The sequence below is a fragment of the Pseudomonas sp. TSO6 genome, from assembly GCF_056098905.1.
Window position 1 is genome coordinate 1 of sequence record NZ_JBLZWV010000067.1, and the last position, 20,952, is coordinate 20,952.

Annotated in this window: 20 protein-coding genes; 5 read left to right on the top strand and 15 right to left on the bottom strand. The window is 61.8% G+C overall.

The window, feature by feature from the left end; genetic code table 11:
• Positions 1-933: 933 nt before the first annotated feature.
• The 9 genes from msrQ to mrcB form a co-directional block, all read right to left on the bottom strand.
• On the bottom strand, positions 934-1,545 hold the full coding sequence (msrQ, locus tag ACN6NG_RS25955; protein WP_474316893.1) for a protein-methionine-sulfoxide reductase heme-binding subunit MsrQ: 612 nt from the start codon (positions 1,543-1,545) through the stop codon (positions 934-936).
• Positions 1,545-2,558: a protein-methionine-sulfoxide reductase catalytic subunit MsrP gene (gene msrP, locus ACN6NG_RS25960; RefSeq protein WP_474316895.1), complete on the bottom strand. Its 1,014-nt coding sequence runs from the start codon at positions 2,556-2,558 to the stop codon at positions 1,545-1,547. The genes msrQ and msrP overlap by 1 nt, the downstream gene beginning before the upstream one ends.
• A gap of 79 nt (positions 2,559-2,637) precedes the next feature.
• Positions 2,638-3,489 (bottom strand): CDP-diacylglycerol--serine O-phosphatidyltransferase, encoded by an 852-nt coding sequence (pssA, locus tag ACN6NG_RS25965; protein ID WP_016501605.1) that lies wholly within the window; start codon positions 3,487-3,489, stop codon positions 2,638-2,640.
• Positions 3,490-3,639: 150 nt separating this feature from the next.
• Entirely contained in the window at positions 3,640-4,656 is a 1,017-nt protein-coding gene (gene ilvC / locus ACN6NG_RS25970) for a ketol-acid reductoisomerase (protein WP_003250043.1), read from the bottom strand.
• Positions 4,657-4,710: 54 nt separating this feature from the next.
• A complete protein-coding gene (gene ilvN, locus ACN6NG_RS25975) occupies positions 4,711-5,202 on the bottom strand; it encodes an acetolactate synthase small subunit (RefSeq protein ID WP_003250040.1) in 492 nt (163 codons plus the stop codon).
• 1 nt (position 5,203) lies between these two features.
• Positions 5,204-6,928, bottom strand: a complete 1,725-nt coding sequence (locus ACN6NG_RS25980) for an acetolactate synthase 3 large subunit (RefSeq protein ID WP_041168126.1) — start codon at positions 6,926-6,928, stop codon at positions 5,204-5,206.
• A 410-nt stretch (positions 6,929-7,338) separates the two neighbouring features.
• Positions 7,339-7,671, bottom strand: coding sequence for a YqcC family protein (locus tag ACN6NG_RS25985; RefSeq protein ID WP_041167876.1), 333 nt, complete (start codon positions 7,669-7,671; stop codon positions 7,339-7,341).
• A complete protein-coding gene (locus ACN6NG_RS25990; protein WP_474316899.1) occupies positions 7,671-8,471 on the bottom strand; it encodes a tetratricopeptide repeat protein in 801 nt (266 codons plus the stop codon). The genes ACN6NG_RS25985 and ACN6NG_RS25990 overlap by 1 nt, the downstream gene beginning before the upstream one ends.
• Positions 8,472-8,486: 15 nt before the next feature.
• Positions 8,487-10,808: a penicillin-binding protein 1B gene (mrcB, locus tag ACN6NG_RS25995; protein ID WP_016501609.1), complete on the bottom strand. Its 2,322-nt coding sequence runs from the start codon at positions 10,806-10,808 to the stop codon at positions 8,487-8,489.
• Between the two features lie 115 nt (positions 10,809-10,923).
• Between mrcB and ACN6NG_RS26000 the strand changes: the two genes are divergently transcribed.
• Both ACN6NG_RS26000 and ACN6NG_RS26005 read left to right on the top strand, forming a co-directional pair.
• Positions 10,924-12,486, top strand: coding sequence for a bifunctional aminoglycoside phosphotransferase/ATP-binding protein (locus ACN6NG_RS26000; protein WP_063425606.1), 1,563 nt, complete (start codon positions 10,924-10,926; stop codon positions 12,484-12,486).
• A gap of 251 nt (positions 12,487-12,737) precedes the next feature.
• Positions 12,738-13,016 (top strand): TfoX/Sxy family protein, encoded by a 279-nt coding sequence (locus ACN6NG_RS26005; protein WP_016489141.1) that lies wholly within the window; start codon positions 12,738-12,740, stop codon positions 13,014-13,016.
• A 207-nt stretch (positions 13,017-13,223) separates the two neighbouring features.
• Here the strand turns inward: ACN6NG_RS26005 and ACN6NG_RS26010 are convergent, their stop codons facing one another.
• Genes ACN6NG_RS26010 through ACN6NG_RS26025 form a run of 4 tightly spaced genes read right to left on the bottom strand, consistent with a single transcriptional unit; the run spans position 13,224 to position 16,806 of the window.
• On the bottom strand, positions 13,224-14,108 hold the full coding sequence (locus tag ACN6NG_RS26010) for a ChaN family lipoprotein (RefSeq protein ID WP_474316903.1): 885 nt from the start codon (positions 14,106-14,108) through the stop codon (positions 13,224-13,226).
• Between the two features lie 12 nt (positions 14,109-14,120).
• The gene (locus tag ACN6NG_RS26015; RefSeq protein ID WP_474316905.1) at positions 14,121-14,888 is read right to left on the bottom strand and encodes a heme ABC transporter ATP-binding protein; all 768 of its coding nucleotides are present in this window, start codon (positions 14,886-14,888) and stop codon (positions 14,121-14,123) included.
• Positions 14,888-15,871: a FecCD family ABC transporter permease gene (locus ACN6NG_RS26020; RefSeq protein WP_162471788.1), complete on the bottom strand. Its 984-nt coding sequence runs from the start codon at positions 15,869-15,871 to the stop codon at positions 14,888-14,890. Before ACN6NG_RS26020 ends, ACN6NG_RS26015 begins: the two co-directional genes overlap by 1 nt.
• A gap of 50 nt (positions 15,872-15,921) precedes the next feature.
• Complete coding sequence (locus ACN6NG_RS26025) at positions 15,922-16,806, bottom strand: heme/hemin ABC transporter substrate-binding protein (RefSeq protein ID WP_474316906.1); 885 nt, start codon at positions 16,804-16,806, stop codon at positions 15,922-15,924.
• Between the two features lie 148 nt (positions 16,807-16,954).
• On the opposite strand from ACN6NG_RS26025, the gene ACN6NG_RS26030 reads away from it, so the two are divergent.
• Positions 16,955-17,272 (top strand): Rieske (2Fe-2S) protein, encoded by a 318-nt coding sequence (locus ACN6NG_RS26030; protein WP_063425613.1) that lies wholly within the window; start codon positions 16,955-16,957, stop codon positions 17,270-17,272.
• Here ACN6NG_RS26030 and sfsA read toward each other — a convergent pair.
• Both sfsA and ACN6NG_RS26040 read right to left on the bottom strand, forming a co-directional pair.
• A complete protein-coding gene (gene sfsA, locus ACN6NG_RS26035; RefSeq protein WP_063425615.1) occupies positions 17,262-17,975 on the bottom strand; it encodes a DNA/RNA nuclease SfsA in 714 nt (237 codons plus the stop codon). The two genes, ACN6NG_RS26030 and sfsA, sit on opposite strands and share 11 nt — an antisense overlap.
• Positions 17,975-19,147, bottom strand: a complete 1,173-nt coding sequence (locus ACN6NG_RS26040) for a pyridoxal phosphate-dependent aminotransferase (protein WP_063425617.1) — start codon at positions 19,145-19,147, stop codon at positions 17,975-17,977. Before ACN6NG_RS26040 ends, sfsA begins: the two co-directional genes overlap by 1 nt.
• A 210-nt stretch (positions 19,148-19,357) precedes the next feature.
• On the opposite strand from ACN6NG_RS26040, the gene dksA reads away from it, so the two are divergent.
• Together dksA and gluQRS are read left to right on the top strand one after the other, a co-directional pair.
• Positions 19,358-19,804, top strand: coding sequence for an RNA polymerase-binding protein DksA (gene dksA, locus ACN6NG_RS26045; protein ID WP_016501618.1), 447 nt, complete (start codon positions 19,358-19,360; stop codon positions 19,802-19,804).
• 63 nt (positions 19,805-19,867) lie between these two features.
• Positions 19,868-20,755 (top strand): tRNA glutamyl-Q(34) synthetase GluQRS, encoded by an 888-nt coding sequence (gene gluQRS / locus ACN6NG_RS26050; protein ID WP_474316923.1) that lies wholly within the window; start codon positions 19,868-19,870, stop codon positions 20,753-20,755.
• Positions 20,756-20,952 lie beyond the last annotated feature (197 nt).

Below are 20,952 nucleotides of genomic sequence, written 5' to 3' on the forward strand. Positions count from 1 at the left end.
AATCTGAGCCATGATCAAACTCTTCAGTTCAATACTGCTTGGGTTTTTAAGAAACCCTAAACTTGGCTCAGCAATCTCAAATGACTATGTGATTTCTCGCATGGTCACTTGTGATGCTGATAATCTTGTTGACTACCAGTCCGTACTCACAAGCACCCACACGAATTGCTTGATTCAATTTGTTAAAGAGCGTTTGGTTAAGAGCTTTTCGTCTCAACCGAGGCGCGCATTCTACGCTTTCCTCAGAGCCTGTCAAGCGTTTATTTTGAAGTTTTTTCCGAGAAACTCGTTTAGCTTCAAACACTTAACTCGCTGCGATCTCTCGTAGCGGGAGGTGAATCATACAGCGTTTAGAAGCGCTGTCAACCACCATTTCAACCGCTTGCGATCTTTCGATCGCAGCCCTTTCAGCATCACCTTAACTACTTAACTCATTGAATCTCAAAGAGTTTGTCGTTCCGATGTCGCTGGAAGTGGGGCGCATTATAAGGGGATTCGGAAGGGCGTCAACACTTAATTTCAAGAAATTGAAATATGAGGGGAAAAGACCCTATGAAGGCCACCAGGTGTCCGCCACAACACATTCAGCGCCTGGGAGATCGAGCGCCGCCCGCGCGGCGCATCGCGACGCAAGGCCGCTCCCACATTTGTTTCGGGCCAGTCCAGCCTGTGCCATTGGCGCGCGCCCCCTTGTTTGTTCCCTTCAATATCGAAGGTTGCGCCGCCCCTTCACTGCAATCTCCAGCCATACACCCAGGGTGCGAGTGCGGAGGAGGCAGGAGTAACTGGCCCGAAACAAATGTGGGAGCGGCCTTGCGTCGCGATGCGCCGCGCGGGCGGCGCTCGATCTCACAGGCGCCACAAGATCAAAGGCAAGCACCTTTCACAGCCACTACTATCTCGAGACTGGCCCCTGGCAGCCCCACCTCACTCTCAAACCGCCCTACCCTGCTTCCTGCCAACCCTCGAAAGCCCCCGCCCAACAGCAGGAATCCGCAGCACCATCAGCAAAGTACCGATAAACGCATACACAGCCCACTCCCTCAGGTCCGAGCGCACAATCCACAAAAAGTGCAGCAGCCCCAGCCCAAGAACCAGATACACCAACCTGTGCAGCTTCTTCCACCGCGCCCCCAGCCGCCGTTGGCTATACCGATTCGAGGTAACCGCCAACGCCAGCAAGCACAGGAACCCCAGCGCACCGACAATAATGTAGGGCCGCTTGCGCAGCTCCACCGCCAACTGCCCCCAATCCAGCCCAAGAATAAAGAACAGGTAACAGAGGATGTGCAGCACTATATAAGCAAACACCCATAACCCCAGCTGCCGGCGTACCACAATCCAGCCCGACCAGCCCGTCAGCTTCTGCAGTGGGGTCATGCTCAAGGTCACCAGCAGGAAGGTAAGCGCCCCAAGCCCAAGGCGATCCATCATGATCTTCCCAGGGTCAGGCCCCAGCAGGTTCATCGCCGCCTCATATAGCCACCACGCCGGAAACACGCATCCCACGATGAAGATCGCCAGGCGAAACCAGGGGTAACGCATCAATAGTTCTTCCGCAGATCAAGCCCTGTATACAGCGACGCCACTTCATCAGCGTAACCATTGAACATCTGCGTCTCTCGCACATTGGGGCTGAATAACCCGCTGGGCAACCGGCGTTCGCGCGCCTGGGTCCAGCGCGGGTGATCGACCTCCGGGTTCACGTTGGCATAGAAACCATATTCATCCGGCGCCAGCCCTTCCCAGGTCGTGCCGGGCTGCTCAGCCACCAGGCTGATGCGCACGATCGACTTGATGCTCTTGAAGCCATATTTCCACGGCACCACCAGGCGCAACGGCGCGCCATTCTGATTGGGCAGTTCGCGGCCATACATGCCGACCGCCAGGATCGCCAGCGGATGCATCGCCTCGTCCAGGCGCAACCCTTCTCTATAAGGCCAGTCGATCAAGGCGAACCCTGAACGCTGCCCAGGCATTTGCTGTGGATCTTTCAACGTCTCGAAGCGCACATAGCGCGCCCTGGAAGTCGGCTCGACCTGCTGGAGTACCTGCGCCAGCGGGAACCCCAGCCACGGGATGACCATCGACCACGCCTCTACACAACGCAGCCGATAGATCCGCTCTTCGAGCTGATAAGGTTTGACGAAGTCCTCCAGCGCATAGCGCCCGGGCTTGCCCACCTCACCATCCACCACGATCGACCACGGTTCGGTCTTCAGGCTGTCGCCATTGGCGGCCGGGTCGCCCTTGTCAGGCCCGAATTCATAGAAGTTGTTGTAATGGGTAGCATCTTTGAACGGCGTGATTGCCTCGCCCTTCACCGTCACCGCCTGCCAGCGCGTGGCAGCGAGCTTGTCAGTAAACCAGGCAGGTGCGGCACCCGCCTGCACATCGGCATAACGGGAAACTTCAGCAGCGCCCGCCCTGCCCGGCAATGCGCCCAGCGTCAGGCCGGCCAATGAGCCACCCAGCAGGGTGCGACGGGAAAGGTAGATGCCTTCGGGCGTGATCTCCGACGCCTTGCACTCGGAAGACCTGGGAAGCTTGATGAGCATGGGCGGCTCCATAGCACTGGATAACAGATGTACCAGTAAGACTATGGAGCCGGAGGGTTATTCCAGCGTTAAGCAATTTTCACGCTTTGCGCCGGCGCGCCTTCAACAGAAACTGGATCGGCCCCGACGCTGCATAGGCGAGGAAGATCAGCAGCAGGATGCGCGGCGGGTCGCTGAACACGACGGCAAACACCAGCACCACGGCAAGGATGGCCACGAATGGTACGCGCCCCTTGAGGTCCAGCTCCTTGAAGCTGTTGTACTTGATATTGCTGACCATCAGCATGCCGGCAGCTGCCACCAGCAGCGCCACCAGGAACGACAGCTTGGAGCCCTGGATACCGTAATCGCTGAACGCCCACACGGTACCCGCTACCACACCTGCGGCAGCCGGGCTGGCCAGGCCGATGAAGTAGCGCTTGTCAGCGGTACCGACCTGGGTGTTGAAGCGTGCCAGGCGCAGCGCGGCACCGGCCACATAGATGAAGGCGACCATCCAGCCGACCTTGCCCATGTCCCCCAGCGCCCAGCCAAAGGCCAGCAACGCAGGGGCCACACCGAAGGCGACCATGTCCGACAGCGAGTCATACTCGGCACCGAAGGCGCTCTGGGTATTGGTCATGCGCGCAACGCGGCCGTCCAGGCCGTCGAGCACCATGGCCACGAAGATGGCGATGGCGGCGAAGGCGAAGTACTTGCTCGCCTCGCGCGGGTCACCGGCACTCAGGGCGCTCTGTGCGCTCATCGAGCTGATGATGGAATAGAAGCCGGCAAACAGGTTGGCGGTGGTGAACAGGTTGGGCAGCAGGTAGATGCCGCGGTGGCGCACCTTGCGGCCTTCGGCGTCGTGCCCTTCTTCAATGTGCTCATCGATAGGTAGCAGGCTTTCGGCGTCGGAGGGCTTGTTCGGCTCTTCGGGACGTTCGCTCATAAAGGGTACCTTGCAACAGGATGGAAAATGTTCGACACGGGCCCGCGAAACAGGTTCTGACAGCAGGCCACTGGTCTGCTTTATACCAGAAGCGGGCTGCCAGAACGAAAAAACGCGGCCGAAGCCGCGTTTTTCATCTTTCGATAAGACTTAGTTCTTGGTCTTGTCGACGATTTTGTTAGCCGAGATCCACGGCATCATCGAGCGCAGTTGCTCGCCGATGATTTCGATACCGTGAGCGGCGTTGTTGCGGCGCTTGGCGGTCATCGATGGGTAGTTGGTAGCACCTTCGGAGATGAACATCTTCGCGTACTCGCCGTCCTGGATGCGCTTCAGGGCGTTGCGCATGGCCTTGCGGGATTCTTCGTTGATGACTTCCGGGCCGGTAACGTACTCACCGTATTCGGCGTTGTTGGAGATCGAGTAGTTCATGTTGGCGATGCCGCCTTCGTACATGAGGTCAACGATCAGCTTCAGTTCGTGCAGGCACTCGAAGTAGGCCATTTCCGGCGCGTAGCCAGCTTCGACCAAGGTTTCGAAACCGGCCTTGACCAGTTCAACGGTACCGCCGCACAGAACAGCCTGCTCACCGAACAGGTCGGTTTCGGTTTCGTCCTTGAAGGTGGTTTCGATGATGCCGGTACGGCCGCCACCAACGCCCGAAGCGTAGGACAGGGCAACGTTCTTGGCATTGCCCGAAGCATCCTGGTAGATAGCGATCAGGTCAGGGATGCCGCCGCCTTTGACGAACTCGGAGCGAACGGTGTGGCCCGGGGCCTTCGGCGCGATCATGATCACGTCGAGGTCGGCACGCGGAACAACCTGGTTGTAGTGGATCGAGAAGCCGTGGGAGAAGGCCAGGGTAGCGCCCTTCTTGATGTTCGGCTCGATCTCGTTCTTGTACAGAGCGCCCTGGAACTCGTCCGGGGTCAGGATCATGACCAGGTCAGCCGCAGCGACAGCGGTAGCAACGTCGGCAACTTTCAGGCCGTGGGCTTCAGCCTTGGCAACGGTAGCCGAACCTTTACGCAGACCGACGGTAACGTCTACACCGGAGTCCTTCAGGTTGCACGCTTGAGCGTGGCCCTGGGAGCCGTAACCGATGATGGCGACTTTCTTGCCCTGGATGATGGAAAGGTCGCAGTCTTTATCGTAGAAAACTTTCATGAAATACCCCTGGTTATATCTCGGCCCCTGCGGAGCCATCGCTAATTTTTGAATTTAGATGCTGAGCACTTTGTCGCCACGGGCAATGCCGGTAACGCCGCTGCGCACGGTTTCGAGAATCGATGCAGTGCCGATCGCCTGGATGAAGCTGTCCAGTTTGTCGCTGGTGCCGCTCAGCTGCACGGTGTACACGCTGGCGGTCACGTCGACGATCTGGCCACGGAAGATATCCGTGGTGCGCTTGATCTCGGCGCGCTGGGCACCGGTGGCCTTGACCTTGACCAGCATCAGTTCACGCTCGATGTGAGCACTTTCCGACAGGTCGACAAGCTTGACCACTTCGACCAGCTTGTTCAGGTTCTTGGTGATCTGTTCGATCACTTCGTCATGGCCAACGGTGGTCAGCGTCAGACGCGACAGGGTCGGGTCTTCGGTCGGCGCCACGGTCAGGCTTTCAATGTTGTAGTTGCGCTGGGAGAACAGGCCGACCACACGGGACAACGCACCTGGTTCGTTTTCCAGCAGCAGAGAAATGATGTGCCGCATATCAGGTACGCTCCGTCTTGCTCAGCCACATGTCACGCATCGAGCCATCCTTGATCTGCATCGGATAGACGTGCTCGCTGCGGTCAACCGCGATGTCGATGAACACCAGACGGTCCTTCATCGCAAACGCTTCTTCCAGCTTCGGCTTGAGGTCCTTCAGGCTGGTGATGCGGATACCCACATGGCCATAGGCCTCGGCCAACTTGATGAAGTCAGGCAGCGACTCGACGTACGAGTGCGAGTGACGACCGTTGTAGGCCATGTCCTGCCACTGGCGAACCATGCCCAGCACACCGTTGTTCAGGTTGACGATTTTCACCGGCAGGCCGTACTGCATGCAGGTGGACAGCTCCTGGATGTTCATCTGGATGCTGCCTTCGCCAGTCACGCAGGCAACGTCCTGATCCGGGAAGTTGAGCTTGACGCCCATCGCCGCCGGGAAGCCGAAGCCCATGGTGCCCAGGCCACCGGAGTTGATCCAGCGGTTCGGCTTGTTGAAGCGGTAGTACTGCGCCGCAAACATCTGGTGCTGGCCTACGTCGGAGGTGACGAAGGCATCGCCATGGGTCACTTCGCACAGGGTTTCGATGACTTTCTGCGGCTTGATGACAGTGCCGTCGCCCTTGTCGTAAGGGAACATCTCGCCATCGCCACGCCATTCGTCGATCTGCTTCCACCAGGCATCCAGCGACGCCTTGTCAGGCTGCTCGCCGATTTCCTTGAGGATACCGAGCATTTCGCTGAGCACGCTGTCGACCGGGCCGACAATTGGCACGTCGGCCTTGATCATCTTGGAGATCGACGCCGGGTCGATGTCGATGTGGATGATCTTGGCGTTCGGGCAGAACTTGGCCGGGCCGTTGACCACACGGTCGTCGAAGCGTGCGCCCACAGCGAGGATCACGTCGGCGTTGTGCATGGCCATGTTGGCGGTGTAGCTGCCGTGCATGCCGAGCATGCCGAGGAACTGGCGGTCGGTACCCGGGAAGCCACCCAGGCCCATCAGGGTATTGGTAACCGGCAAGTTCAGCGACTTGGCGATTTCGGTCAGGGCTTCGGAGCCACCGCCGAGAATCACGCCACCACCGGAGTAGACGATCGGGCGCTTGGCAGCCAGGAGCATCTCGGCGGCCTTGCGGATCTGGCCGGAATGGCCACGGACCGCCGGGCTGTAGGAGCGCAGCTTGACCTTTTTCGGGTAGACGTATTCGAACTTTTCGGCCGGGTTGGTCATATCTTTTGGAATGTCGACCACGACCGGACCTGGGCGACCGGATTGCGCCAGGTAGAACGCTTTTTTCAGGACTTCCGGGATCTCGGTCGGGTTCTTGATCATGAAGCTGTGCTTCACGATCGGCCGCGAGATACCAATCATGTCGGTTTCCTGGAAGGCATCGGTACCTACCATGGTGCTAGGCACCTGGCCGGACAGGATGACCATCGGAATCGAATCCATATAGGCGGTGGCAATGCCGGTGATGGCATTGGTCGCGCCCGGGCCGGAGGTTACCAGCACCACACCGGCCTTGCCGGTGGCGCGGGCGTAGCCGTCCGCCATATGGGTTGCCGCCTGCTCGTGACGAACCAGGATGTGTTCCACTTCCGGTTCTTTGAACAGTGCGTCGTAAACATGCAGGAGAGCACCACCAGGGTACCCGTAGATGTGCTTAACGCCTTCGTCACGCAAAAAGCGGACGACCATCTCAGCGCCAGATAAAAGCTCCACGTTGTTCACCTCTAAAACGCCAGAATACCGTCCCTAGTGGACGGGTCTTAATAGGTTTACTGCCAAGCAGAGCATGAGCGAAAACGTCAGCACTGACTGAGCAAGTATTGGGAGCACCCCAGAGTGTTGCGGGGCTTTCCCACCCAGCGCGAGGTAACGCGTTGCGGGGTGTAACAGGTCGGCGCGGGTGTGCACCTCATGATCTGCTTAGCGGGTCTGCTTCTGGCAGTCCCTCTACAGCGGAAGTTGGATTCTTGTGATTCGGCGCCAACATGTCAAGAAAAATTATTGCCAATTTTTCCCCAAGATGAATTCCTGCCACCACTAAAAATCGCTTCAGCAGCAGAATAAATAAGATTTTCATAAAAAAGGGCCACAATCTGCGGCCCTTGAAGGAAAAACTGAAGAAATCAGGCGGAAGGAGCGATCAATTGGTCAAATGCTGCCAACAGGCGGCGCAGCTCACGACTTTGCTCCGGCCGGTCGGTAAACACGGTCTCGGCCATGACCAGGATGCTGGAGGCGTTGGGCAACGGCTGACCGAGCTCGATGATGATCTTCATCCGCGGCAGGAAGATCCATTGCAGCCACTGCTCGAAACTGAGGGTATCGACCGCGAACGGGACGGTACTGGCCAGAGCCTCGTCGCTGGGTGGCTCGTCATCCCACCACCCTTGCACCACCAGTTCACGCTCGATCAGCAACAGGTGGTCGGCAATGTCCAGAATACGTTGCTCGATCATCACGAATTGACCCGCGCCTTCTGCCGGGCCAGTGCCGCGCCAGCGCTGTCACCTTGCTTTTCACGGGCCTGGGCGATGGTGTTCCACAGCTCGGCCTGCAGGCTTGGGCGGCCGTTGGCGTAAGTCAGGGCGCGGCGCGCCAGCTGCTCGGCCTGCGCCGCATCACCCTGCGACAGGCGCACCTGGGCCAGGCGGTACAGCACTTGCGGCTCGCGCGGGGCAATGCGCTGTGCACGCTCCAGGCTCGAAGCAGCGCCGTTGAAGTCACCACTGCCCTGCTGGGTTTGCGCGGTGGTAAGCAGTGCCAGCACCGGGCCGTCCAGTTGCTCGTCAGCCGACAGACCACCGGCAGCGGTGCTGAGCGGAATGCCGGTTGGCGCGCTGGAGCTTGCCGGGGTGCTGTTCATTGCCGCGATGTCGAACGGCTCGTCGGCGATCGGGTTGGGGTTGGTGGTCATCGGCGCCGAAGTGACCGGGCCAGGGGTAATCGGGCCCGGCGTGATTGGCGAGGTGCTGATCGGTGCCGCGCCATTGGCAGCCGGGAACGTCTGGATGCCTGAAGCGCCAGCGCCCTGCGGAATCATCACGGTTACGCCGGAGTCTTCGGGCAGCGTCTGCGCTTGCGCGGTGCCCGTGTTATAGCCACCCGCCGAGCGGTTGGCCGTCACGCGCTCGCTGTTGGACACGCGGGTGCTCGAATCGACCACCGGTATATTGCCGCGCGGGACGCTGGAGCACCCCTGGAGCACAGCCAACGCCGTCACGGCAGGAAACAGCCACTTGTTCACGTCACACCTCATCAATGCAGCCTGTGCTTAATTCATCCAGCCTTTGACCCAGTCCATGACTGATTCTGCAGGATTCTGCTCGCCGCCACAGGTCGCGCCGGCGGGCGGTTCACTCCCGCGAATATACGGCATCTGCACCGCTCCCGGACAGCTGCCATCAGACCCATGGCCAGTGTACGGGTCGATCCAGGCCTGCACCACGTTGTCCGGCTGCGGCATGTCCAGCGGTAGCGGGTCGGCCTTCTTCATGAAGCTGGTCCATACCTGCAGGGCACCGGTGGCACCGGTAAAGGGGGTTTTGCCGTTATCGTCACGGCCCATCCACACCACGGCCAGCAGGTCCTGGCTGAAGCCGGAGAACCAGCTGTCGCGCGAGTCGTTACTGGTACCGGTCTTGCCCGCCAGGGTCAGCGAGCGCGGCAAGGTGTTGTACACCGAGCGCCCGGTACCTTCGCGCATGACCCGCTGCATGGCGTTTTGCACCAGGTAGATGGCCCCCGGGTCGAAGGTTTGCTGGATCTGGAACGGGTAGCGCTTGAGCGGCTCGCCCTCGGCAGTCAGCACACTGCGGATACCGCGCATCGGGGTATTGAAACCGCCGTTGGCGATGGTCTGGTACATGGTCGCAACCTGCATCGGCGACATGCCACCGGCCCCCAGCAACATGGCCGGGAAGGCTGGCCAGTCGACATTTACCCCCAGACGGCCAATGGTCTTGATCACATTGGGCACGCCCACTTCCAGGCCGAGCTTGGCGGTCGACAGGTTGTACGAGTTGGCGAGCCCCTGGTACAGGTAGATGGTGCCATGCGGTCGACGGTCGTAGTTTTGTGGGCGCCATACCTGGCCATCGGCACCCTTGACCGAAAATGGCTCGTCCTGCACCCAGCTGGTCAGCGTGTACTTGCTCGGCTGCTCCAGCGCAGTCAGGTACACCGACGGCTTGACCAGCGAGCCGATCGGCCGCACCGCATCGATGGCCCGGTTGAAACCGGCGAAGCCTGCCTGGCGGCTACCGATCAGCGCCTGTACCTCACCGGTTTCCGGGTTGGTCACGACCATGGCCGATTCCACCTCGTCAGCACCTTTGCGCCCCGAAAGGCGCTTGAAGGTCTCGCTCATCGAGGTTTCGGCCTTCATCTGCAGAATCGGGTCGAAGCTGGTGAAAATACGCAGGCCTTCTTCGGTCAAGTCTTCGTCGCGGTAGTCCTGGCGCAGCTGACGCTTGACCAGGTCGAGGAAGGCCGGGAACGAGCTGTCGGCCAGGCTGCCGCGCTTGGTCACGCCCAACGGCATCTTCTTCGCAGCATCGACTTCCGCCTGGCTGGCCACGCCCTGCTCGGCCACCAGGTCGAGCACCAGGTTGCGGCGGGCCAGAGCGCGGTCAGGGTATCGCCGCGGGTTGTAGTAGGACGGCCCCTTGACCATGCCCACCAGCAAGGCGATCTGATGCAGCTTCAGCTCCGAAAGCGGCTGGCTGAAGAAGAACTGGCTGGCCAGGCCGAAGCCGTGAACGGCACGCTGGCCATCCTGACCGACGAACACTTCGTTGAGGTAGGCCTCGAGAATCTCGCGCTTGTCGTAGTGCAACTCAAGCAGCATGGCCATCATCGCCTCGGTCAGCTTGCGGCTGAGGCTGCGTTCGCTGCTGAGGTAGAAGTTCTTCACCAGCTGCTGGGTCAGGGTACTGCCGCCCTGGCGCATCGAGCCGGACGAGGTGTTGACCCACATGGCCCGGGCGATGGACTTGGGCGACACGCCATAGTGGCTATAGAAGTCGCGGTCTTCAGTCGCCACGAGGGTTTCGAGCAAGTACTTGGGTACCTGGTCGATCTTGATCAGGATGCGGTCTTCGAGGTTTTTCGGGTAGATACCGCCGATCATCAGGGGTTCAAGCCGCACCACGTCGAGCGCCTTGCCGTTGGCAGCCGACAGGCCCGCCACGTAATCGCCTGAGAAACGCACGCGTACGAACTGTGCTGGCTCCATGCCCTCGTAGAACTGGAAACCACGGGTATTGAGGTCGACGGTATTGCCGTTGACGGCCGCCGCACCCGGGCCGTTGGCCGCACTTTCGCGCCGGTAGCCGAGCGCATCGAGTTCGGTAAGGAAGTCGTTCTTGCTCAGTTTCTGACCAGTGAACAGCTCCAGCGGCCGGGCATACACCTTGGCCGGGATGGTCCAGCGCTTGCCGGAGAACTTCTCCTGGACAACGGCATCGAGGTAAACCGCGAAGCCGGCAACGATCACCAGGCCTACCAGGCTGAGCTTCAAAGCCCAGCCCAGCCAGGCGCGAGAGCGGCCGGTCGGGCGTTTCTGAGGGGTACGGGGATTTCGGGTTCGGGTCATGGCGGCGGATTATACGCACTTTATAAAGGCTGGGCAGACGGCCCAGCGGTAGGCAGGGACGGCACCATTGACCATAATGGCGCATTCGAATTCCCTGCCCCCGGAAGGATTTCCCGTGAGCCAAGCACTTATCACTGCGTTGCAGAACCCAGCCCTGTACCCTCACCCCGTGGATGGGTTCCAGCTCATCGAGACGCATATCTCCTGGGTGCTGCTCACCGGCGAGTACGCCTACAAGATCAAGAAACCGATGAACTTCGGCTTCCTCGACTTCACCGACCTAGGCCAGCGCCAACATTTCTGTAACGAAGAGTTGCGCCTGAACCAGCGCCTGACCGACGGCCTGTACCTGGAGGTGCTGCCGCTGACCGGTAGCGTCGACGCACCGCAGATCGGTGGCGACGGCGAAGCCATCGAATACGCACTGAAGATGCGACAGTTCCCGCAGGGGCAGATGCTCAGCACCCTGCAGGCCAATGGCGAACTGAATGCCGCGCACATCGACCAGATGGCCCGGCAAATCGCCGAGTTCCACTTGCAAACGCCCAAGGTATCCGCCGAGCAGCCCTACGGCTCGCCTGAAAGCGTCATGGCGCCGGTCGAGCAGAACTTCGAGCAGATCCGCCCCTTCCTCAGCGACAAGGCCGACCTGCTGCAACTGGACAACCTGCAGGCTTGGGCCCGCAGCAGTTTCGAGCGGCTGCAAGGCCTGTTCGCCTCGCGCAAGGCCAATGGCTTCACCCGCGAGTGTCACGGCGACATCCATCTGGGCAACGCCACCCTGATCGACGGCCAGGTGGTGATCTTCGACTGCATCGAGTTCAACGAACCGTTCCGCATGACCGATGTCTGGGCGGACACCGGCTTCCTCGCCATGGACCTGGAAGATCGCGGCCTCAAGTGCCTGGCACGACGCTTCATCAGCCAATATCTGGAGCTGACCGGCGATTATGAAGGCCTGGAAGTGCTCAACTTCTACAAAGCCTATCGCGCCCTGGTACGGGCCAAAGTCGCGCTGTTCAGCATGCCGGCCAATGCCGACGGCGTGCAGCGGGCCACCACCCTGCGCACCTACCGCAACTACGCCAACCTGGCCGAAAGCTACAGCGCCATCCCTTCGCGGCTGCTGGCCGTTACCCATGGTGTCTCGGCAGTGGGCAAGAGCCACGTGGCAATGCGGCTGGTCGAGGCCTTGGGGGCCATTCGTGTGCGCTCCGATATCGAGCGCAAGCGCCTGTTCGGCGAACAGCCGCAAGAGAACGCCGGTCAGCTCACCTCCGGCATTTATGACCAGGATGCCAGTGCTGCCACATACCAACGTCTGCACGAAGTTGCAGCAACCGTTTTGCGCGCCGGCTTCCCGGTGGTGCTGGATGCCACCTACCTCAAGCATGAACAGCGGCAAGCTGCGGCAGACGTTGCCAGCCAGACCGGTGTACCGTTCCTGATCCTCGACTGCCACGCACCCGAGGCAGTCATCGCCAGCTGGCTGGAGCAGCGTCTGGCCGAAAACACCGACCCTTCTGATGCCACCCTGGACGTGGTAAAGGCACAGCAGGCCAGCCGTGAAGCCCTGGATGCGCAGGAGCTGGTGCAGAGCACCCGGGTCGATACCCAGGATGCTGGCAGCATGGACCAGGTGATCGAGCAGATTCGCCAGCGTTTGCCTGGCCTGTAAGTTCGCCGCTTTCCTGTACTGGCCCTATCGCCGGCAAGCCAGCTCCCACAGGTATACCATCGCCCTCAAGGCCAGCGGTGTTCCTGTGGGGGCTGCCTTGCCGGCGATGGGGCCAGAACAGGCTACTTCCCAAAGGCAGCTCATCGCCCCGATGGCAAAAGGCCGCGCATTTCTTAACCCCCGCTACACTCCTCTCTGACCTGCTCGCGATTTATCCTCCAATCCACGTTCAGCCATCGCAAGGAGGCTCGATGAACGATGAATTGCAGCACCTGAAGAACCTTGGCAAGACCTCTGCGCAGTGGCTGCATGCCGCCGGCATCCACAGTGCATCGGACCTGCGTCGCCTGGGTGCGGTGGGTGCATACCAGGCCGTAAAAACACGAGGGTTCCGCGCTTCCAAGGTGCTGTTGTACGCCATTGAAGGCGCCCTGCTGGACATGCACTGGAACGATTTGCCGCTCGAGCGCAAAGAAGCGCTCAATCAACAACTGGACGCGAAAAACCCTACGCAAAAAAATCCAAAATAATCGTGGAAAGGGGATTGACTACGAAATGAGAATCGTTATGATTATCACAACTGGTCGCGAGACTGGTTGGATAACCTAAGAGCCCCTGGTTCGGACTCTCAGATTATCTCCTCATCAGGCTAATCACGGTTATTGACCCGGCTTTTTGCCGGGTCTTTTTTTGCCTGTGGTTTTGTGCCGCCTGGCTTGGCTTTACCACCGTGCACACTACTGGCGAAACTGCGCGCAGTAATCCTGCTCCGGCGTCGCCGCCGTGTACCACACGTAATCAGCCTCGCCTGGCTCAACCTGCGCGCCCACCTCGGCCAGCAGCAATACCTTGCTCTCCCCCGACGCCCCCAGATCAGCCAGGTGCAAGGGTATGCCCAAGTCCTTGCGCACGTGATACGCCCCGGCAAACAGCAGCGCCGGCTGCGGCGCCGACAGCAAACGCTCGGCCATGCGCCGGTCGCGCTGCTGCTGCACGGCCAGCATCGCTGGCAACTGGTTTTCCGGCAGCATCCCGCAATGCCCGGCGCGTACCTGCTCCAGCAAGGCAGCCTTCACCGCTGGCACATTGGACCTTTCGCCGGTCAGCGAGGCGGGTTGTCGATAGGCTTGGCGCATCTCGCCAGGCGACAGGTTGGCCGCCAGCAGTGGCACTCTCTGCTGCAAGGCCTCACGCACTATCGGCCCGTACAGTTGCCAATCCCAACCGTCCTGCCAGGCCAGCGCTTTGGGCAAGTCTGCCGGCACGGGCTGCCCCTGAACCTTGTCGACCAGCGGTTGCTGTTCGGGCTGCAGCATTTCCAGCAAGAGGCTGCCTTGCACGCGCTGCCCCTGCAACGCGCGCAGCAGCCAAAGTTGCAGCGCGTGGTGGTCCGGGTTGTCGTGTTTTTCACCCACCAGCACACGGGGGGCGCCCGCCAGGCGCTGCACCAGTTGCTCTGGGCTGATCGCCTGGCCGCTGGCAAGGTCGATGATGTGCCCCAACTCGGCATGCGTAAGCCCCTCACTGCTCTGCCAAGGGGGCAACGGCGGCAGGCTGGCCTGGCAGCCACCCAGTGCCAACATCAGGCAAAGCGAGAAGCCGGACAGCAGCGGATGACGCATCGGCAATGCCTCCTAACGGGTGATGATCAGCGGATGCCCACGCTCTGGGTGCGCCTGCACCAGCACATCGATTCCGTAAACCGCTCTCAACGCCGCTGGCGTCAGCACCTCTTCGGGCGATGCAAACGCATGACTGCGCCCCTGCTCCAGCAACAGGATACGGTCACAGTAGCGCGCCGCCAGGTTCAGGTCATGCAGGATTACCAGCACAGCTGCGCCGCGGTCGGCAAAGCGGCGCACGGACTCCAGGGTGGTGTGCTGGTGCAGTGGGTCGAGCATCGAGGTCGGTTCGTCGAGCAGCAGCGTAGTCCCCTCCTCACCTGGCCACAGCTGCGCCATCACGCGGGCCAGGTGCACCCGCTGGCGTTCGCCACCGGACAACGCCAGGTAACTACGCTCCACCAGGTGCCAGGCATCCGCCGCCTGCAACGCCGCTTCGACAATTTCCGCATCGCGCCGCTGCCCGGTGCCATGGGGCATGCGCCCCATGCCCACCACTTCCACGACGCGGAACGAGAAACCCAGGCTGGACACCTGTGGCAATACGGCCAGGCGCCTGGCCCGCTCCTGCCCAGGCCAATCGGTGAGGGGCCGGCCCTGCAACGTCACCCGCCCCCGGTCGGGCACTAGCTCGCCACTCAGCACACCCAGCAGGCTGCTCTTGCCGGCACCGTTGGGGCCAAGCACGCCCACCACCTGCCCCGGGCTCAGCTGCAGATTGATACCGTGGAGCACCTCATTGCTTCCGCGCCGCAGGTGCAGGCCTTCGACTTGCAACATCAGCTGCGCCCTCGTATCAGCAGGACCAGAAAGAACGGCGCACCGATGAAGGCCGTGACAATACCAATCGGCAACTCGGCAGGTGCCAGCAGCAGCCGCGCCGCCAGGTCGGCGAACAGCATCAGCACGCCCCCCGCCAGCAACGAAGCCGGTAGCACCACGCGGTGATCAGGCCCGGCCAGCAGGCGCACCAGGTGCGGCACCACCAGGCCGATAAAACCGATCAGCCCCGCGGCAGCCACTGCCGCACCCACGCCCAGCGCCGTGCAGAACACCAGCTCGCGCTTGAGCCGCTCAACGTCAACGCCCAGGTGGCGCGCCTCCGACTCACCCAGTAACAGGGCATTCAGCGCCTTGGCCCGGCGTGGCAGCCATACCGCTACCCCCGCCGCCACCAGCAGCAACGGCCACAGCCGTTCGTAGCTGGCACCGTTCAGGCTGCCAAGGTTCCAGAACGTCAGCGTGCGCAGGGTGGCGTCGTCGGCCAGGTAAGAGAACAGCCCCACGGCCGCGCCACCCAGCGCAGTCATGGCCACGCCAGCCAGCAGCATGGTTGCGACGTTGGTCTGGCCATCGCGCCGGCCCAGACGGTAGACCAACGCGGTTACGCCAAGCCCCCCGACAAAAGCGCAGAACGACAGCAGATACGGCGCGAAAGCCTCCGGCATGCCGCCAAACCAGGCACCACCGACAATGGCGACCGCGGCACCCATCGCCGCCCCAGCGGCAACCCCCACAAGCCCTGGATCGGCCAGCGGGTTGCGGAACAGCCCCTGCATGGCCACGCCGGACAGCGCCAGCACCGCCCCCACCGCCAGCCCCAGCAAAGTCCGCGGCAGACGGATCTGGCCCAGGATCATCTCGGCCTGCTGCAGGCCGTCAGCCGCAATCGGCAGCCCCAGCAGGCGCAGGCCGGCGCGCAGGGTGTCGAACAACGGCAGGCTGACCGGCCCCAGGGCCAGCGACAGCCACACCGCCAACAGGCACAGCAGGCTCAGGCATATGAACAACGTACGTGGCTGGACCCGCTGTTTCATTGCGCGAAGCTGGCCTGGGCTGCCGGGTAGAAGGTGGCTGCCAACGACTGCAAGGTCGATGGCAGGCGTGGGCCAAGCCCGCCCACCAGCAGCGTCGGGTCCAGTGACACCAAGCGCTTCTCACGCACAGCCCGCGAGGCAGCCAGCGCGGGGTTTTCCTTCAACAGCGCCTGCAAGGCCTGCTCATCGGCCAGCGCCCGGTCGGAAAACACGATCACGTCCGGGTCCAACGCCGCCAAGGCTTCGTTGGAGAAGTTCTTGTAGCCTTGATGTTCTGCCAGGTTGTGCCCACCTGCCTGGCCCAGCAGCCAGTCACCCGCAGTGCCCTGCCCGGCGATCAGCGGCTTGGCCCCGGCGTGGCCGACCAGCAGTAGCACCCCAGGTGCCTTTTGCCCGGCCTGAGCCTGCTTGACCTTGGCCTGCACAGCCTCGATTTGCTGGTGATAACCCGCCGCCAACGCCGAAGCTTGCTGCTCTGCGCCAAGCAACTGCCCCAGATGCTTGAGGTTTTCATCCACCGCCGCGAGTTCGGCTTTGCTGGAGAACAACTCCACCTGCACACCGGCCTTGCGGATTTGCGCCAGAACCGGCGGCGGGCCCATTTCCTCGGTGCCCACCAGTACATCCGGGCGCAGGCTAAGAATGCCTTCAGCCGATAACTGCCGCTGGTAGCCCACGCTGGGCAGTGATTTCAGCGATGCCGGATGCTGGCTGGTGGTGTCCACACCGACAAGCCGTGCTTCACCGCCCAGTGCCGTTATCCACTCGCTCAGGGCGCCACCCGCGCTGACCCAGCGTTGCGGCAACTCGGCCGCCAGGGCCTGGGTGGAGAGCACAAGGCTTGCGCACAGGGCGAGCAAGGCGACTGGACGGCGCATCATCGGGTTCCTTCTGAGGGCGAGCCGCGCGCCTTGTGGCGGACGGCAGAACTGCGCACCATAGGTAGCCAGGCGCAGCGAATGCGGGCAATTTGATAATTATTCGCATTGACGCGTCAAGTCATCATCTGTTTCATGAGTCGTCCTCGCCATGCACTTGCTCTGTACCTCCCACGCCCTGGCCGAAGGCCAAAGCCGCGCCTTCAGCGTAGACGGCCTCGAACTGTTCGGCGTACGCCGCCAGGGCCAGGTGTACCTCTACCGCAACCGTTGCCCACACCGCGGCATCCCGCTGAACTGGGCGCAAGATGCATTTCTTGATGACAGCGCCAGCCTCATCCACTGCGCCCACCATGGCGCGCTATTTTTGATTGAAAGCGGCGAGTGCGTAGCCGGGCCCTGCGAAGGTGAGCAATTGCTGGCCCTGGGCTGTCACGAGGACAGCCAGGGCATCTGGCTTATGGCGTAATCAGCACCGGCAGGCGGCGATCAACAACAATGCCTTCGGCATCCAGACGGGTGCCGTAGGCCAGCACCTCCACGCCGTCCGCCACCGCCGCACGCAGGGCCTGGGCATAGGCTGCGTCGATTTCCTCAGCTGGGCGTACCGCGTCGATGCCCGTCAGGTTCACGCAATACAACTGCACCGCCCGTACACCCTGGCGGGCCAATTTCGCCAGCTCGCGCAGGTGCTTGGCACCGCGCTGTGTCACCGCATCGGGGAAGGCTGCAACTGTGCTGTCGGGGTAGCCCAAGGTCACGCTCTTGACCTCGACGTACGCGGGGGCACCGTCGAACTCCAGGCGAAAGTCGATGCGGCTGCTTTCGTCACCGTACGCCACTTCGCGCTTGAGCGCGGTGAACCCGGCGAGTTCGGTGATGACGCCGGCCCGCAGTGCCTCTTCGACCAGCGCGTTGGCACGCCCGGTGTTCACGCAGGCCAACCGCCCCTGCGGGGTTTCGCTGATTTCCCAGGTGCCCGGCAGTTTGCGCTTGGGGTCGTTGGAGCGGCTGAACCACACCTGCCCGCCTTCACGCATGCAGTTGAGCATCGAGCCGGTGTTCGGGCAGTGAATAGTCAGCTGTTCGCCGCTGGCCAGTTCGATGTCCGCCAGAAAGCGCTTGTAACGGCGCAGCAGGCGGCCCTGTTCGAGTGGGGGATAGAACTGCATCAGCCTTGCCAGCTCCGCAGGCCACGGGCAATGCGCTGCACCGCCTCTTCCAGGCGCGGCAGGCTCTGGGTGTAGGCAAAGCGCACATGGTGCCCGGCCAGGTGGCGGCCGAAGTCCAGGCCCGGCGTAAAGGCCACGTGCTCGGTTTCCAGGAAATGCCGGCAGAAGGCAAACGCATCACCGCCAAAGGCACTGATGTCGGCATACAGGTAAAACGCCCCCTGCGGCTCGACGGCAATGCGGAAGCCCAATTCGCGCAGGGCGGGCAACAGATAGTCGCGACGGCGGGCGAACTCGGCCCGGCGTTCTTCGAAAATGGCCAGGCTCTCGGGCTGGAAGCAGGCCAGCGCGGCATGCTGGGCCATGCTCGGTGCACTGATGTAAAGGTTCTGCGCCAGCTTCTCCAGGTCGCCCACCGCGCCGGGTGGGGCTACCAGCCAGCCAAGGCGCCAACCAGTCATGCCGTAATACTTGGAAAAACTATTCAGGACGAACGCCGAGTCGTCGACTTCCAGCACGCTTGGCGCGTCCATGCCATAAGTGAGGCCATGGTAGATTTCGTCCACTACCAGGTGGCCGTGTCGCTCATGGGTGGCCTTTGCAAGGCTGGCCAACTCTTCGCGCCCCAGCACGGTACCGGTCGGGTTAGCCGGCGACGCGACCAGTGCACCGACGGTGTCCTTGTCCCAGTAGCGCTCGACCAGGTCGGCAGTCAGCTGGTAATTCACCTCCGGGCCCACTGGCACCAGCTGCGCCCCGCCCTCGACCAGCCGCAGGAAGTGGCGATTGCACGGGTAACCCGGGTCGGCCAGCAACCAGTGCTTGCCCGGGTCGACCAGCAGGCTGCTGGCCAGCAGCAACGCGCCAGAACCACCTGGGGTAATCAGGATGCGCTGCGGGTCGATATTCAAGCCATAACGCTGGCCATAGAAGCCGGCAATCGCTTCGCGCAGTGCCGGCAGGCCGCGTGCGGCGGTATAGCGGGTGTGCCCGGCGGCCAGTGCCGCTTGGCCGGCAGCCACGATCGGCGCAGCCGTAGTGAAGTCCGGCTCGCCGATTTCCAGGTGGATCACGTCGTGCCCGGCCGCCTGCAACTCGTTGGCCCGGGCCAGCAGCGCCATGACGTGGAAGGGTTCGATGGCGCGGCTGCGCGCACTGTAGGGGTGGGCCATGACCTTCTCTCAATTGCGTCTAAACTGGAGATTCTACCTCTGCACGCCAACGAACGTACGGCTCGCGCCGATGTCAATAAGCAGGATCGGGCGGGGTAGCGCACCCCCGATCTATCTGGTAAGTTCGGCGGCTCGCAGTCGCAGGGCCGGCGGTCGCCGGGGATGGAGCATCCTGCGCATTGGATCAGATGAGTGAGAGGCGGTCTATTCATGTCCACCGTAGAAAAGCAAAAAACCGGTCAAACCATGTACGGTGTCGAGCCCTATAAAGAGACCAAGGGCGAAGAGTACATGGGTGAGCCCATGAAGAAGCACTTCACCAAGCTTCTCAATGCCTGGAAAGGCGAGCTCATGCAGAGTGTGGATCGCACCGTAGACCACATGAAGGATGAAGCTGCGAACTTCCCGGACCCGGCCGACCGTGCCAGCCAGGAAGAAGAATTTGCACTTGAGCTGCGCAACCGTGATCGCGAGCGCAAGCTGATCAAGAAAATCGACAAGACCCTGCAGAAGATCCAGGACGAAGATTACGGCTGGTGCGAATCGTGCGGCATCGAAATCGGCCTGCGCCGCCTGGAAGCACGTCCGACCGCCGACCTGTGCTTCGACTGCAAGGAAATCGCCGAGAAAAAGGAAAAAACGGTCGGCAAAGGCTGATCTTTCTTCCACCTGAACGGGGCGCTTGATGCGCCCCGTTTCATTTATATGCCCAGCCTGACCATGACCGACTCCAGCTACATCGGGCGCTTCGCCCCCACCCCCAGCGGCTTCCTGCACTTCGGCTCGCTAGTCGCCGCCCTCGCCTCCTGGCTCGATGCTCGTGCCGTCAACGGCCGCTGGCTGCTGCGCATGGAAGACACCGACCCACCCCGGGAAATGCCCGGGGCCCGTGATGCCATCCTGCAGACCCTGGAGCGTTACGGGCTGGAATGGGATAGCGAAGTGGTGTTCCAGAGCCAGCGGCACGATGCCTATGCCGCAGTAGTCGACCGCCTGTTAAACATGGGCCTGGCCTATGCCTGCACCTGCTCGCGCAAGCAACTGGAGGGTTACAACGGCATCTACCCAGGCCTGTGCCGCAACGCCGGCCATGCCCGAGAAGGCGCGGCGATCCGCTTGCGCGTGCCAGAGCTGATCTACCGCTTTACCGACCGGGTGCAAGGCGACTACCAGCAGCACCTGGGACGTGAGGTGGGCGACTTCGTCATCCAGCGCCGCGACGGGCTGTATGCGTACCAGCTGGCGGTGGTGCTGGACGATGCCTGGCAGGGTGTTACCGACATCGTGCGTGGCGCCGACCTGCTCGACAACACCCCGCGTCAGCTGTACCTGCAGGAACTGCTGGGCTTTTCGCAGCCTCGCTACCTGCATATTCCGCTGATCGTGCAGCCGGATGGGCACAAGCTGGGCAAGTCGTACCGCTCGCCCCCCCTGCAGGCGGAGCATGCTACACCGCTGCTGTTGCGGGCATTGCGGGCACTGGGGCAGGAAGCAGACCCCGATTTGCTGCTGGCAACGCCGGCTGAAGTGTTGGCGATAGCCCGCCAGCAGTGGCGGCCGGAGGCGATTGCGCAGCGCACCACGGTGCCTGAGGCTGATTTGCGCTGAGGCAGGCCCGGCCCTTTCGCGGGTAAACCTGCTCCCACAGGTTCTTCACAGGTTTCGAAGGCGGTGCCGTTCTGTGGGAGCGGGTTTACCCGCGAAATGGCCAGCACAGGCAAACCAACCCTCAAAAACAAAAGCCCAATAATTTCAAAACCTTGGCTAACGCAATGGATTCCCGCTAGCATCCCCCCCGCCATTTG